General features: G+C 75.6%; 15 protein-coding genes. 8 read left to right on the forward strand and 7 right to left on the reverse strand.

Annotated elements, in window-relative coordinates; genetic code table 11:
• Positions 1-92 precede the first annotated feature (92 nt).
• Positions 93-1,859 (forward strand): ABC transporter ATP-binding protein, encoded by a 1,767-nt coding sequence (locus ACH4PY_RS28940; protein ID WP_398189224.1) that lies wholly within the window; start codon positions 93-95, stop codon positions 1,857-1,859.
• Positions 1,860-1,884: 25 nt separating this feature from the next.
• Here the strand turns inward: ACH4PY_RS28940 and ACH4PY_RS28945 are convergent, their stop codons facing one another.
• Positions 1,885-3,165, reverse strand: a complete 1,281-nt coding sequence (locus tag ACH4PY_RS28945; protein ID WP_398189227.1) for an MFS transporter — start codon at positions 3,163-3,165, stop codon at positions 1,885-1,887.
• A 112-nt stretch (positions 3,166-3,277) separates the two neighbouring features.
• Between ACH4PY_RS28945 and ACH4PY_RS28950 the strand changes: the two genes are divergently transcribed.
• Both ACH4PY_RS28950 and ACH4PY_RS28955 read left to right on the forward strand, forming a co-directional pair.
• Positions 3,278-3,475 carry a hypothetical protein gene (locus tag ACH4PY_RS28950; RefSeq protein ID WP_398189229.1) on the forward strand — a complete coding sequence of 66 codons (198 nt, stop codon included), beginning with the start codon at positions 3,278-3,280 and terminating at the stop codon, positions 3,473-3,475.
• Positions 3,476-3,560: 85 nt separating this feature from the next.
• A complete protein-coding gene (locus ACH4PY_RS28955; RefSeq protein WP_398189232.1) occupies positions 3,561-3,779 on the forward strand; it encodes a hypothetical protein in 219 nt (72 codons plus the stop codon).
• A 43-nt stretch (positions 3,780-3,822) separates the two neighbouring features.
• Here the strand turns inward: ACH4PY_RS28955 and dmpI are convergent, their stop codons facing one another.
• A complete protein-coding gene (gene dmpI / locus ACH4PY_RS28960) occupies positions 3,823-4,011 on the reverse strand; it encodes a 4-oxalocrotonate tautomerase DmpI (RefSeq protein ID WP_398189234.1) in 189 nt (62 codons plus the stop codon).
• Positions 4,012-4,120: 109 nt separating this feature from the next.
• On the reverse strand, positions 4,121-5,068 hold the full coding sequence (locus tag ACH4PY_RS28965) for a LysR family transcriptional regulator (RefSeq protein WP_398189237.1): 948 nt from the start codon (positions 5,066-5,068) through the stop codon (positions 4,121-4,123).
• A 132-nt stretch (positions 5,069-5,200) separates the two neighbouring features.
• On the opposite strand from ACH4PY_RS28965, the gene ACH4PY_RS28970 reads away from it, so the two are divergent.
• Positions 5,201-5,476, forward strand: a complete 276-nt coding sequence (locus ACH4PY_RS28970; protein ID WP_398189240.1) for a hypothetical protein — start codon at positions 5,201-5,203, stop codon at positions 5,474-5,476.
• A 19-nt stretch (positions 5,477-5,495) separates the two neighbouring features.
• Here the strand turns inward: ACH4PY_RS28970 and ACH4PY_RS28975 are convergent, their stop codons facing one another.
• Entirely contained in the window at positions 5,496-6,110 is a 615-nt protein-coding gene (locus ACH4PY_RS28975) for a dihydrofolate reductase family protein (protein ID WP_398189243.1), read from the reverse strand.
• 178 nt (positions 6,111-6,288) lie between these two features.
• Between ACH4PY_RS28975 and ACH4PY_RS28980 the strand changes: the two genes are divergently transcribed.
• On the forward strand, positions 6,289-7,083 hold the full coding sequence (locus tag ACH4PY_RS28980; protein WP_398189246.1) for an SDR family NAD(P)-dependent oxidoreductase: 795 nt from the start codon (positions 6,289-6,291) through the stop codon (positions 7,081-7,083).
• A 95-nt stretch (positions 7,084-7,178) separates the two neighbouring features.
• Complete coding sequence (locus ACH4PY_RS28985) at positions 7,179-8,105, forward strand: sulfurtransferase (RefSeq protein WP_398189249.1); 927 nt, start codon at positions 7,179-7,181, stop codon at positions 8,103-8,105.
• 17 nt (positions 8,106-8,122) lie between these two features.
• Here ACH4PY_RS28985 and ACH4PY_RS28990 read toward each other — a convergent pair whose 3' ends face one another.
• The 3 genes from ACH4PY_RS28990 to ACH4PY_RS29000 form a co-directional block, all read right to left on the reverse strand.
• Entirely contained in the window at positions 8,123-8,371 is a 249-nt protein-coding gene (locus tag ACH4PY_RS28990) for a WhiB family transcriptional regulator (RefSeq protein ID WP_398189252.1), read from the reverse strand.
• A gap of 231 nt (positions 8,372-8,602) precedes the next feature.
• Positions 8,603-9,820: a serine hydrolase domain-containing protein gene (locus ACH4PY_RS28995; protein WP_398189255.1), complete on the reverse strand. Its 1,218-nt coding sequence runs from the start codon at positions 9,818-9,820 to the stop codon at positions 8,603-8,605.
• A 192-nt stretch (positions 9,821-10,012) separates the two neighbouring features.
• Positions 10,013-10,459 (reverse strand): MarR family winged helix-turn-helix transcriptional regulator, encoded by a 447-nt coding sequence (locus ACH4PY_RS29000; protein WP_398189258.1) that lies wholly within the window; start codon positions 10,457-10,459, stop codon positions 10,013-10,015.
• A gap of 82 nt (positions 10,460-10,541) precedes the next feature.
• Between ACH4PY_RS29000 and ACH4PY_RS29005 the strand changes: the two genes are divergently transcribed.
• A complete protein-coding gene (locus tag ACH4PY_RS29005; RefSeq protein WP_398189261.1) occupies positions 10,542-10,961 on the forward strand; it encodes an organic hydroperoxide resistance protein in 420 nt (139 codons plus the stop codon).
• A gap of 330 nt (positions 10,962-11,291) precedes the next feature.
• Positions 11,292-12,842, forward strand: coding sequence for a class I adenylate-forming enzyme family protein (locus ACH4PY_RS29010; protein ID WP_398189264.1), 1,551 nt, complete (start codon positions 11,292-11,294; stop codon positions 12,840-12,842).
• Positions 12,843-12,937: the final 95 nt, after the last annotated feature.

The raw sequence follows: 12,937 nt of genomic DNA on the forward strand, positions 1-12,937 counted from the left end.
TTCGGCGGGCGCCGGTGCCGGGACGGACGTCGGCCGGGGGAGCGGCGCCGCGGTGAGCGCGGGCGGGGGCGGGGAGGGGGAGGGGGAGCGCCGTGGGGGATGACGTGAGCGGGGAGCTGCTGCCGACCGGGGGGCGGCGGGAGACGTACGCCTTTCTGCTGCGTGCCGCGGCCGCGGACCGGTGGGGCACCTCGGCCGCGGTCGGGGCGATGCTGCTGGCGAGCGGCGCCGGGCTCGTACCGCCCTGGGCCGTCGGGACGGTCGTCGACCACGTCGTCTCCGGGCGCGGCGGCGTCTTCCCGCAGGCCGTCCTCATCTGCGTCGCCACCGTGGTCGGCGCGCTCGCCGGGGCCGCGGCGCCGGTGGCGCTGGCCCGGATCGGCGAGCCCGCGCTCGCCGGGCTGCGCGAGGACGTGCTGGACCGCGCGCTGCACCTGCCCGCCGACCGGGTCGAGCGGGCGACGACCGGCGACCTGCTCTCCCGGCTCTCGGACGACGTCCGCACGGTCTCCCAGGGCCTGCGCGACACCGTGCCGGTGGTCGTGGGCTCGGCCGTCGCCGTCGCCCTGACCGCCGCGGGCACGCTGGCGCTCGACTGGCGGCTGGGCCTGGCCGTCCTGGCGACGGGGCCGCTCTTCGCGGCCGGGCTGCGCTGGTACCTGCCGCGCGCGGCGCCGCTGCGCCGCGACGAGCGGATCGCCCAGGGCCGCCGGGCCGAGGCGCTGCTCGGCGGGATCGAGGCGGCCCCGACGGCCCGGGCGTTCGGCATCGGCGCGCTGCTGGTCCGCCGGGTCGCCGACGCCTCCGGCCGGGCGGCCGACATCTCCGTCGGCGTCTACCGCCTGTCGCTGCGCCTGCTCATGCGCCACAACCTCGTCGAACTCGCCGGGCTGTCCGGCGTGCTGGTCCTCGGCTTCGTGCTGGTGCGCACGCACCTCACCTCGGTGGGCGCCGTCACCGCGGCGGCGCTGTACTTCCTGCGGCTGTTCGGCCCGGTCGGCGGGATCCTCTTCAGCTTCGGCCGTTTCCTGGAGATCGGTGCCGCGCTCTCCCGGCTCGTCGGCATCGCGGCGATGCCCGCGCCGCCCGCCGCGGACCCGGCCGCCGAACTCCCGGGCGGCGAGGTCGTCCTGGAGGGCATCACCCACGCGTACGTCCCCGGGCGCCCGGTGCTGCGCGACGTCTGCCTGCGGGTCGCGCCCGGTGAGCGGGTCGCCCTGGTCGGCGCCACCGGGGCGGGCAAGACGACGCTCGCGGCCGTCGCCGCCGGGGTGCTCCGGCCGACCGCCGGCACGGTGACGTACGGGGGCACCCCCTACGATCCGGCCGGGACGGGCGCGCGCTCCCGGGTCTTCCTGGTCACCCAGGACGCCCACGCCTTCGCCGGGACGCTCCGGGACGCGCTCACCCTCGCCCGGCCCGGCGCGGCGGACGAGGAGCTGTGGCACGCGCTGTCCGCCACGTTCGCGGACGGCTGGGCCGCCGCGCTGCCCGGCGGCCTGGACACCGTGGTCGGGGCGGAGGGCCACCGGCTCGCGGCCGACCAGGTCCAGCAGCTGGCGCTGGCGCGGGTCGTGCTGGGCGACCCCTGGTTCGTGGTGCTCGACGAGGCCACCGCCGAGGCCGGGTCGGCGGGCGCGCACGTGCTGGAGAAGGCCGCGGCCGCCGCGGTCGAGGGCCGCTCGGCCCTCGTCGTGGCCCACCGCCTGACGCAGGCCCGGCCCGCCGACCGCATCCTCGTCCTGCACGACGGGGCGGTCGTCGAGCAGGGGACGCACGACGAGCTGCTCGCCCGCCGCGGCCGCTACGCCGAGCTGTGGCGGGCCTGGTCGGACCAGCACGCCGCCGCGCCCGGGTGAGGGGCGGGCCGGGCGCGGACCGCCGTCAGCGGTCGGCGGCCGGCACCGCGGGTCCGGTCGCGCCCGGCGCGTCCGCGGCGGGCTGCCCGGGGCGGGTCCGCCCGGCCCACGCCGCCAGCGGCGGCCCCGCGGCGCCCAGGACGGCGAAGAAGGCACCGAGCAGCAGCCAGCCGCCGTGCCCGAGGGCGAGGACCGCACCGGTCAGGATCAGCGGGGCGAGTGCCTGGCCCGCGTCGAAGCCGATGCCGAGGAAGCCCTGGTACTGCCCCTGGGCGTGGTCGGGCGCCAGGCCGAAGCCCAGCGCGAAGCCCGCGGACGACTCCCACACCTCCCCGACGCTGTGCACGACGACCGCGGCGGTGGCCAGCGCGGGGGCGACCCAGCGCGGGACGTCCGCGGTCAGGGCCATGAGCGGGCAGCTGACCAGGAACATCAGCCCGGCGAGCAGGAAGGCGCGGCCCCCCTGCCCGGGGGTCTCCACGCGGGAGCCGAGCCTGCTCTGGAGCAGCACGCAGACGACACTGTTCGTCGCGTTGACCGCCGCCACGGACCAGCGCGGCGCGTCGGTGTGGGAGATGAGCCAGACCGGCAGCAGCAGGGAGACGACCTGGTACTGCAGGCCCATGGCGCTGTAGAGGCCGACGAAGGACACGTACGGCCGGTCGGCGAGCACCGACCACCGGCGGTGCTCGACCGGCCGGGGCGGCGGTTGCCGGTCGGCCACCCGCAGCAGGACGATCAGCGCGGACAGCGCGAAGCTCGCGGCGTTGGCGAGGATCAGCGCGGTGTAGGCGGCGCGCGTGTCGATCTGGATCGCGGCGGCCGAGCCCAGCGTGCCCGTGACGACACCGAGGTTGACGAAGGTGCGCAGCCGCGCCCGGAAGGCGGCGGGCCGGTCGCCGCCGACCCGCGCGACCAGTGCCCCGCTCGCGGCGCCGTTCGCGGTGCCCGCCAGCCGGTCCAGCACGGCGACGAGGACGAACGCGGACCAGCTGTGGACGAGGACGAAGGCCGCCATGGTCGCGGCCTGGAGGGCGAGGGTCACCAGCCAGACCGTGCGCGCCCCGTGGCGGTCGGCCAGGTTGCCCGCCGGGACACCGGCCGCCAGCCCGCACAGGCCGGCGATCGTCAGACCCGCCCCGACCTGCGCGGCGGGCAGGTGCACCACGAGCGTGAAGTAGAGGATGGCGGCGGTGTTGAAGAGACCGTTGCCCACCCGGTTGACGAAACTGGCGGCGATCAGGGCGCGCTGCGCGCCGGAATCCGGCCCTCCGGATGTCCGCTGCCCCGCTCGCTTCCTGAACACGCAGGTCAGGCTAACAGGGGTATTTTCCGGTACCGCGCCGCGCCGGTGCCCCGAGGAGCTAGGCTCGAATGTCCGGGGCCCGTCGAGCGGGCCCGTCAGGCACGGGGTGCTCATGACCATGATCCTCGCGGCGGCGGCCGTTCTTATCGCACTGGTCGCCTGCGTCGTGACGCTGGTCCGTCGCAGTTCGACCCGCGGCGACCTGCGTTCCGAGGCCCTGCACCGAGCGGAGGCGGAGCACCAGCGCTCCTTCCACGACGCGCGCACCGTGCACAACGCGGCGGCGATGGGCGACGGCTACCACCGCTGACCCGCGCGGCACGTCACGCCGTCCCCCCGCCCCGGGATTCCGGGGAGCGCACCAGTCCTGGGACACCTACGAGGTGTACACCTCGGTGAACCCGGCCACCGGCAGCGGCTACTTCTGCGACGCCACGCACAGCACCGTCGTCGAGAGCAGCGGCACCCAGCTCTACGACGGCTCCCGGACCCCCGCTGGCCCGGCGAACGCCCCCCTGTCGTCCGCCCCGCCGTCCGGCTCCGCCTTCGACTGCCCTTCGCTGCGGTTCGGCGTCCCCGCCGCGAACAGCGACTGGACGGCGGCCAACGGCTGACCCCGGGGCCGGGCGGCCCCGGGTCTCGCCGTCCGGCCGGGCGCTACTTCTTGGTATCCGCTGTGAGCTTGCCCGCCACCCCCCAGCTCTCCGGGCTCGTCTCCTGGATCCACACCTGCACGCTCTCGGCCGGGACCTGGAGCGCGTCCACGAACGCGTCGGTGATCCGGGCGACCAGCTCGCGCTTCAGCTCGATGCTCCGCGGGCCCTGCTGCACGGTGACGATGGGCATGATGTCCTCCTGGGTCTCCGGGTCGCGCCCCGAGTGGCTCGCGACCTCCTGGTGACTCCCAGTCCACACGTTCCGGCGGCCCGCACCCAGCCCCGGACCGAGCGCGCAGTCATCTCGGATCGAGATCGCCCGGCAGGGGACCGGTGCTCTCACCGGAGTCGGCGCGCGCCACGGTCCGGCAGGCGTCCAGCAGCGGGCGGAGGCGGTGCGCCGGGGTCTCCCCGCGCACCGCCAGCACGCCGGGCAGCGCGAGCCGGTGCCCGGCCGGGTCGGTCACCCGGACGAACGCCACCCGGCTGTGGCGCAGTTGGGCGGCGTGGGCGGCGTACACGACCGTCCACGCCGAACGGCCCGCGCCCAGGGACGCGAGGTTGTCCTGGAGCGAGCCGTGGCTGCGGCCGGGCTGCGGCTCGAACCCGGCGTCGTGGCAGGCACCGACGACGAGGTCGACCAGCGGCGGGTTGTTCCGCCGCTCCGTCAGCAGCAGCGGCAGGTCCGCCAGCTCGGTGAGGGGGAGCGTGCCGCGCCCGGCCAGGGCGTGCCCGGCGGGCAGCGCCGCCACCAGCTCGTCCTGCCACAGCGGCAGCAGGCGGACGCCCTCGGGCACCTCGACCTCGCCCCGGGCGAAGGCCGCGTCCCACTCGCCCGCGGCGACCCTCGCGAGCCGCACGTCGAGGGGGCCGGAGAACAGTTCGACCGAAGTGCCGGGCGAATCCCGCTGGAGGACCTCCAGCACCTGGTCGAGGCGCTCGCCCAGGCCCGCGCTGGTGCCGACCCGGAGGGTGGCGCCGCGGTCGGCGACGAACCGTTCCACGGCCCCCGTCGCGCGCCGGGCGGCCTCCAGCACCTCGCGGGCGGCGGGCAGGAACTCCTGCCCCGCCTCGCTCAGCCGCACGTGCCGGGGCGAACGGTCGAACAGCTCGACGCCCAGCTCCCGCTCCAGCCGGCGGATCTGCGTGCTCACGGCCGACTGGGCGATCACGAGGCGTTCGGCCGCCCGCCCGAAGTGCAGATCCTCCGCCACGGCCACGAAGTAGCGGATCTGGCGCAGCTCCATGCCGCCGCGTCCCCTCTCACCCGACGACGGTCTTTCCAGGCTATCCGGCGGAACCGGCGGGCTCCGTCGCAGGTCCTTGAAGGCATCCGCCGGGGGCCGCGGGGGCCCACCGCCTGCCGAGACGAGGTCGAGATGAAGCGCCGTTCGACGAAGTACCTGACCGCTGTCGCGACGATCGCCGTCGCCGTGGCCGCCCTCACCGGATGCGCCAGCGACTCACGCGGCACCGGCGACTCGCCCGTCGCCGACCACCGGGGCGAGGACAGTCCCGCCAACGTCACCAACTTCCCCGACGGGTTCGCGAACATCGCCACCAAGTGCGTCGCGGGCGCCCCGGGCTTCCGCGCGTTCGTCACCACCCGGGAGGCCGCGCCGATCGTCCTCGCCGACCCCGCCTGCAAGGGCTGACGCCCGTGCGGCGGCGGTGTCACAGGACGTCGTAGGTCAGGTGCGTCGCCGTCGCCGTCACCACCGCCCCGCGCTGGACCAGCGCGAACCCTGCCCCGGCGGGGAAGAGCGGTGTGCCGGCGCCCAGCACGACGGGCGCCAGGTGCAGCGACAGCGTGTCGACGAGGCCGGCCGCGAGCGCCGAGCCGACCGTGGCGCCGCCGCCCATGAGGACGACGTCGAGATCCCGGCCCGCCGCGGCCGACGCCGCGTCGGCGCGCTCCCGCGCGGCGGCCACCGCGTCGGGCAGGCCCGTGGTGACGAACGTCCAGTCCAGGCCGGTGAGCCGTACGGAGGCGGGCGGCGTGCTCGTGACGACGACGAACGCGGGCCGGCCGACCTCGCCGGCGCCGTAGCCGGTCTCGTCGTCCCAGCCGTGCGGCCCGTCGACCACGTCGAAGAGGTGCCGTCCGAGGACGACGGCGCCCGAGCGGACGGTCCCCTCGCCCAGGATCCTGCGGTCCTCGGGGTCGTCGGAGAAGGCCCAGGCGTGCAGTGCCGTGCCCCCGGTGCCCAGCCCGCTGTCCGGGCCTGCGCCGGGGCCGGTGACGAAGCCGTCGAGGGAGACCGAGATGTCGGCGACGATGCGTGTCATACCGGGGTGGACCGGCGGCGGCGCCGGAACTCATCGCCACGCGCCGGCATCCGTGGCGGAACGCCCGGCGGTCCCGGGCGAAAGCCCCCGGGTGGCCGAGTCCGGGCCGCGGCGGGCCGGGAAGGAGAAACCTGGCGGCCCGGCCCGCGGGCCGCCAGGACCACGGGGAGACACCGGCATGCTCATCGACCTTTCCGGCCGGACCGCCCTGGTCACCGGCTCCACGCAGGGCATCGGCCGCGCGATCGCGGCCGGTCTGGGCCGGGCCGGGGCCCGTGTCGCGGTCAACGGCCGCAGCGCCGGATCCGTGCGGCGGGCGGTCACCGAGCTGTGCGACGAGACCGGGCAGGACGTTTTCCTCGCCGCGCCCGGCGACCTGGCCACCGACGAGGGCGCCCGCCGGGTCGCGGACGCGCTGCCCGCCGCGGACATCCTCGTCAACAACCTCGGCATTTTCGGCGCGGTCCCCGCGCTGGAGATCGACGACGCCGAGTGGCGCCGGTACTTCGAGGTGAACGTGCTCGCGGCGGTGCGGATGATCCGGACGTACCTGCCGGGCATGAAGGACCGCGGGTGGGGGCGGGTGATGAACGTCGCGAGCGACTCCGCCGTCGTCATCCCCGCCGAGATGGTCCACTACGGCATGACGAAGACGGCGCTGCTGGCCGTCACCCGCGGATTCGCGAAGGACGCGGCAGGCACCGGAGTGACCGTCAACTCGCTGATCGCCGGGCCCACCCGCACCGGCGGCGTCGAGGACTTCGTGTACTCCCTGGTCGACCGGGACCTGCCGTGGGAGCAGGCGCAGCGCGTCTTCATGGCCGAGCACCGGCCGCAGTCGCTGCTGCGGCGGCTCATCGAGCCGGAGGAGATCGCGCACATGGCCGTCTACCTCGCCTCCGACTTCGCGACGGCCACGACGGGCGGGGCCGTCCGGGTGGACGGCGGCTACGTCGACTCGATCCTGCCCTGACCCCGGCGGCCCGGGACACCTGATCCCGTCCCTCGAGTGTCCCGCATCGTGGACGATATTGGCTCACGATGTGGACGCGCGGCTAGAGTTCCCGCATGGCCGATCATGTGGATGTCCCGCCGTTCGTGCGGGTCGAGGAGTTGGACGCGCTGCCCGGACGGGTGGTCCTGGCGGACGTGCGGTGGTATCTCGACGGCCGCTCCGGGCGGGCCGCCTACGAGACCGGGCACCTGCCGGGCGCGGTGTTCGTGGACCTGGACCGCTGGCTGACCGGGCCCGCCACGCCGGAGGGCGGCCGCAACCCGCTGCCGTCGCCGGGGGTCTTCAGCCGGGGCATGCGCGCACTGGGCATCGGTGACGAGGACGTCGTGGTCGCCTACGACGACCAGGGCGGTGTGATCGCCGCCCGTCTGGTGTGGATGCTGCGGACCACGGGCCGGCGGGCCGCCGTCCTGGACGGGGGCCTGGCCGCCTACCTCGACGCCCGCCCCGGCTCGCTCACCTCGGACGAGCCCGCCCCCGCCGAAGCCGTCTTCACCGAACGCCCGTGGCCGGCCGACGTGCTGGTGGACGCCGACGGCGTGACGGGCCGGGACGTCGTGGCGGTGGACGCCCGCAACCGGGACCGCTTCCTGGGCGAGCAGGACCCCGTCGATCCGCGTCCCGGCCACGTCCCCGGCGCGCGCAGTGTCCCGTGCCGGGAGAACCTGGACGACCGCGGCCGCCTGCTGCCGCCCCGGCAGATCCGCGACCGCTTCGCCGCCGCCGGGATCGACCAGCACACCGCGCCGCTGGTCGCCTCCTACTGCGGCTCGGGGGTGACGGCCTGCCACAACCTGCTGACGATGGAGCACACCGGAATCGGCCGGGGCCGCCTCTTCGTCGGCGGCTGGTCCGCCTACAGCCGCGACCCGTCGCGATCCGTCGAGACCGGGCCCGTCCAGACCGGGCCCGTCGACACCGGGCCCGTCGACACCGGGCCCGTCGACACCGGGCCCGTCGAGACCGGGCCCGCGCGCTGACGCCCCGCCGGGGGTCCTCAGCTGCGGGCGCGGCGCTCGCGGCGGCGCAGCGTACGGCGCTCCTCCTCGCTGAGCCCGCCCCAGACACCGGCGTCCTGGCCGGTGTCCAGTGCCCACCGGCGGCAGGTCTCCAGGACCGGGCACCGGCGGCAGACGGCCCGCGCCTCCTCGACCTTCAGCAGGGCCGGCCCCGAGGTGCCGACAGGGAAGAACAGTTCGGGGTCCTCGTCGCGGCACGCGGCGCGGTGTTGCCAGTCGGGGATCATCGGCTCTCCGTCTCTCGGTCCGCCTTCGGTACGGGAGCGGCCGGCGCGTGCGTGCGGCCGGCGGGCACCTCCCGCTTCCCCTGCGGCTGCCCGCGGACCGTCACGGTGAACACACCGGTTCCGTCCCACCGTTCGCCTTACCGGGACGGCGGAGCCGAACCCGCCGCGATCCTCCGGATGCCGCCGCCCGCCCCGGGCCTGTCCGGTCGTCCGGGGCGGGCGGCGGCGGGATCACGAGGCGGGGTCGTCGCACAGGGCGTGGTCGGTGAGGGTCTGCACCGCGCGGTCGACCTTCTCCTGGTCGATCAGGGCCGTGGTGGTCGTGACGGAGAGCGTCACCGCGCGGCTGCCGTCTGCGGTCACCGCGGGGCGGGCGTAGACGCCGAGACCGTCGCCCTCGTGCATGTCGTAGGTGCCGCCGCAGGTGAGGGGGAGGACACGCAGGCCCAGGCCGTAGCCGCCCTGGGTGCCGGCGGGCGGCACGGGCAGGTCGTCGTAGGGGACCGTGGTGCGCATCTCGGTGAGCAGGGCGGGCGGCAGCAGCTTGCCGGAGACGAGGGCGCGGAAGAAGGTGTCCAGGTCGGCCGGGGTGCTGACGATCCCGGAGTCCGCGGTGTGCTGGAGGCTCTGCTCGGTGAGGTCGGCGGCCGTCCCGTCCGGCAGGGTGACCGTGACGCGCTCGTGCGGCCCGACCAGGTAGGGGTTGGTGCCGGGGACGTAGGTGTGGCGCAGCCCGAGCGGGGCGATGACGCGGTGCGCCACCAGCTCCTGCCAGCTCCGCCCGCCGCTCGCCTTCTCGGCGATCATCGCGGCGAGCAGGTAGTTGGTGTTGGAGTACGCCCACCGGCCGCCGCCGGGTGCGAAGAGCGGCGGATGGCTCATGGCGATGGCGACGAGCTGCTCGGGCGGGGTGTCGTCGAACCGGTTCTCGTCGAAGTGGTTCACCATGCGGTCCTGGACGTCCGGGTCCTGGACGTAGTCGTATATGCCGCTGGTCTGCCGGAGCAGGTCGCGCACGGTGACGCGGCGCCCGTCGTTGCCGTGGCCGCGGACGACGCCGGGCAGCCAGTGCTCGACGGTGTCGTCCAGCGACAGCCGGTGCTCGGCGACGAGCTGGAGGACGACCACGGCCGTGAACGTCTTGGTCGTGCTGGCGATCCGGAACTCCGGGTCCCACGGGACGGGCGCCTTCGACCCGAGGCCCGAGGTGCCGAGCCTGGCGCGCAGCGGCTCCTGCCCCGCGCGGTCCACCCGGACGACCACGTTGACGTCCCCGCCGCCGGCCGCGCGGACCGCCGCGAGGTCGCGCCGCAGGTCGGCCGCCGAGTAGCCGCCGCCCCGCGCGTGGCCCTCCGCGGCGCCGCGCGCGCCCGCGGGCGGCGCCGCGAGCACCGAGGCGGTGAGCGCCGCCACCCCCGCCGTCACCGCGACCGCCTGTTTCCTGGTCATCGCCCCGCGCATGGCCCAACTCCCCGTTCGCTGCCGACCGTTGTGCCCGCTGCGGGCACGTGCCGAGTCAACCGCCGGGCGGGCGCACGGCCCATCCGGCCCGCCACCGGGCCGGGGGTGGGGACAGCCCCCGGGTCGTCCCCCGGGACATCCCCCGAAGTAGGAGGCGGGGCGGGCGCCCGGTGCGGGCGGTCAGGTCGCGGCGGGCGACGGGGGTGCGGCGTCCAGGGCGGCGACGAGCCGCCGCAGGCCCGCGTGGAGCTGTGCGGCCTCGGCGGCGCTGTAGTCGAGGGCGCCGAAGACCCGCTCCACCACACCCTCGCCGGGCTCCCGGAGCGCGCGGCCCGCGTCGGTGAGCCGGACCAGGACGGAGCGCTCGTCGGTCCTGCTGCGCTCCCGCGTCACCAGTCCGGCCGTCTCCAGCCGCTTGAGCAGCGGCGAGAGGGTGCCGGACTCGAAGCGCAGCGCTTCCCCCAGCTCCTTGACGCTGCGGCCGTCGCGGTCCCACAGCAGCAGCATCGTCAGGTACTGCGGATACGTGAGCCCGAGCGGCCGCAGCTCGCGCCGGTAGGCGTTGTCGAGCTCGCGTGCCGCGACATGGACGGCGAAGCAGGCCAGGTCATCCGGTACGAGTCCCATGCGTCCACGATACAGGTTTGACAGCGCACGATTAAGTTGCGTACAACTGAGTTGCACACAATCAAACGAGAGGACCCTCGTGATGCCGACCTACACCGCCGTCGCCACCTCGTCCGGCCGCGACGGACGCGCCACCACCTCCGACGGCCGTCTCGACCTCCAGCTCGCCATGCCCAAGGAACTCGGCGGCGACGGCGAGGGCACCAATCCCGAGCAGCTTTTCGCGGTCGGCTACGCGGCCTGCTTCGGATCCGCTCTGAAGCTGGTGGCCCGCACCAAGGGCCTGAACGCCGACGACGCGACCGTCACCGCCGAGGTGACCTTGTCCAAGAACCCGGAGGGCCAGGGCTTCGTCCTCGCTGCCGTCCTGCGGGTCAAGCTCCCCGCGGGGCTGACGCCCGAGCAGGGCACCGCGCTCGTCGAGGCCGCCCACCAGGTCTGCCCGTACTCCAACGCCACGCGCGGCAACATGTCCGTCGAGCTGGTCGTCGAGCACGCCTGACGCACACCGCCACGCCGGGCCGGGACGGTGTCCCGGCCCGGCGGTCGTGCCTGGGCCCGCCATGGGGCGGCATGGCCGAAAACCGGCCCGCCCGCGCCGGTCCCGCCGTCGCGTGCGGGGCGCCTCCGGGGCGGAACGAGCTGCCTGGCGCCCCGTCAGAAATACGGGGCGCACGTCGCGGAGAGCGCCCCGCACAGGCCTCCCGGCGGTTCGCGGCGGAATCTTGACCCCCTAGTTGGTCTATGCCAATCTTTCCGTCAGGTCTGGACCAAGTGCCATGTGTGGGCGCTCGGGGCCGGACGGAAAGGCCCGGGGGAAGTGTCAAGGTCCTTGCAGCACAGAAGAATCGGCGCCCGGTTCGATGCGGCGGCGGAGGCCGGGGACGGCCCGCCGGAACCGGACCCCGCGGACGGGCGGACCGTGCACGGGCTGCTCGACCTGCGGGCCGCGGCGCAGCCGGAGCGGACGGCGATCAGCACCGACACCGGCGCCGCGCTCACCTTCGGGGAGTGGCGGGACCGGTCCGTCGCGGTCGCCCGGGCGCTGGTCGCCCGCGGGGTGCGGCCCGGGGACCGGGTGGGGCTGGTGTTCGGGCTGCGGGACTGGCCGGACTACGCCGTGCACTACTGCGCGGTGACCCGGGCGGGCGGCGTCGCCGTACCGATCTCGGACGGACGCCCCGCCGAGGCGACCGGCGGACTGCTGGAGCACTGCGGCGCGGTCGGCGTGATCGCCGGAGCCACGGGCACGGGCGCGGTGCCGGAGGGCCCCTGGTGGGCGGCGGCCACCGCCGAACTCGCCGCCGGCGATCCCGGCCCGGCCGGTCTGCCCGTGGTCGGGCCGGACGACCCGGCCCAGGTGCTCTACACCTCCGGCACCACCGGCAGGCCCATGGGCGTGCTCGCCACCCACGGCAACGTCGTGCACGGGACCAGGCCCGGCGCCCGGCACCGGCCGCTGAAGCACTCCGAGGAATTCCTGCACGCCTTCGCCGTCGGCACCAACGCGGGCCAGACCATGCTGGTCAACGCGCTCGACGCGCACCCGGCCGCCCTGGTGGCCACCCGCTTCACTCCCGGCCGGTTCGCCCGGCTGATCGAGCAGCGGTCGGTGGGCAGCGTCTTCGTGGTCCCGGCGATGGCCGCCGAACTGCTCAATGCCGGGGTGCAGCAGCGGCACGACCTCTCCTGCGTCCGGCTCCTCGGCTCCACCGCGGCCGCACTGCCGCCCAGCGTGGCCACCGCACTGACCGAGGCCTTCCCCCGCGCCACCGTGGTCAACTACTACACCTCCACCGAGGCGGCGCCCGCGCAGACCGCGATGGTCTACGACCCGTCCCGGCCGACCGCGCTGGGCCTGGCCGCCCCCGGATCGGTACGGGTGGCCGGTCCCGACGGCCGCCCGCTGCCGCCCGGTGAGACCGGCGACGTCCACCTGCGCTCGCCCGCCGCCCCGCGCGCGTACTACGGCGACGGCGCGGCCGGGGAGCGCGTCTTCCGGGCCGGATGGGTACGGATGGGCGACGTCGGCTACCTGGACGAGGACGGCTACCTGCACCTGGTGGACCGCGAGTCCGATGTCATCAAGTCCGGTGCCTACAAGGTCTCCACGCTCCAGGTCGAAGCGGTGCTGCTGGAGCACCCGGCGGTCGCCGACACCGCGGTGGTCGGGGTGCCGCACCCCGTACTCGGCATGAGCGTCGGGGCCGCCGTCGTACCCGTCGACGCGGCCTCCTTCGACCCCGCCGCCCTGCGCACCTACCTCGCCGGGCGGCTGGCCGCGCACGAGATCCCGGGCCGCATCCTCGCCCTGGACGCCCTGCCGCGCAACGAGGCGGGCAAACCGCTCAAGCGGGTCGTACGCGAACTGCTCGCGGGCTGACCGCCCCACCTCCACCACTTCACCTCACTTCACCTCTCCTCACCTTTTCCGCGCGGATGCCGCGCCCTCGGGCGATGGCGCACGCCCCGCGCCGC

The sequence above is a fragment of the Streptomyces sp. NPDC021224 genome (assembly GCF_044332905.1).
Lineage (GTDB): Bacteria > Actinomycetota > Actinomycetes > Streptomycetales > Streptomycetaceae > Actinacidiphila.

Bases quoted from the DNA above. Each gene is read 5' to 3' on its own strand.
- ACH4PY_RS28950 (WP_398189229.1), top strand. From the start codon at position 3,278: ATGACCATGATCCTCGCGGCGGCGGCCGTTCTTATCGCACTGGTCGCC.
- dmpI (WP_398189234.1), bottom strand. From the start codon at position 4,011: ATGCCCATCGTCACCGTGCAGCAGGGCCCGCGGAGCATCGAGCTGAAG.
- ACH4PY_RS28965 (WP_398189237.1), bottom strand. From the start codon at position 5,068: ATGGAGCTGCGCCAGATCCGCTACTTCGTGGCCGTGGCGGAGGATCTG.
- ACH4PY_RS28970 (WP_398189240.1), top strand. From the start codon at position 5,201: ATGAAGCGCCGTTCGACGAAGTACCTGACCGCTGTCGCGACGATCGCC.
- ACH4PY_RS28975 (WP_398189243.1), bottom strand. From the start codon at position 6,110: ATGACACGCATCGTCGCCGACATCTCGGTCTCCCTCGACGGCTTCGTC.
- ACH4PY_RS28980 (WP_398189246.1), top strand. From the start codon at position 6,289: ATGCTCATCGACCTTTCCGGCCGGACCGCCCTGGTCACCGGCTCCACG.
- ACH4PY_RS28985 (WP_398189249.1), top strand. From the start codon at position 7,179: ATGGCCGATCATGTGGATGTCCCGCCGTTCGTGCGGGTCGAGGAGTTG.
- ACH4PY_RS28990 (WP_398189252.1), bottom strand. From the start codon at position 8,371: ATGATCCCCGACTGGCAACACCGCGCCGCGTGCCGCGACGAGGACCCC.
- ACH4PY_RS28995 (WP_398189255.1), bottom strand. From the start codon at position 9,820: ATGACCAGGAAACAGGCGGTCGCGGTGACGGCGGGGGTGGCGGCGCTC.
- ACH4PY_RS29000 (WP_398189258.1), bottom strand. From the start codon at position 10,459: ATGGGACTCGTACCGGATGACCTGGCCTGCTTCGCCGTCCATGTCGCG.
- ACH4PY_RS29005 (WP_398189261.1), top strand. From the start codon at position 10,542: ATGCCGACCTACACCGCCGTCGCCACCTCGTCCGGCCGCGACGGACGC.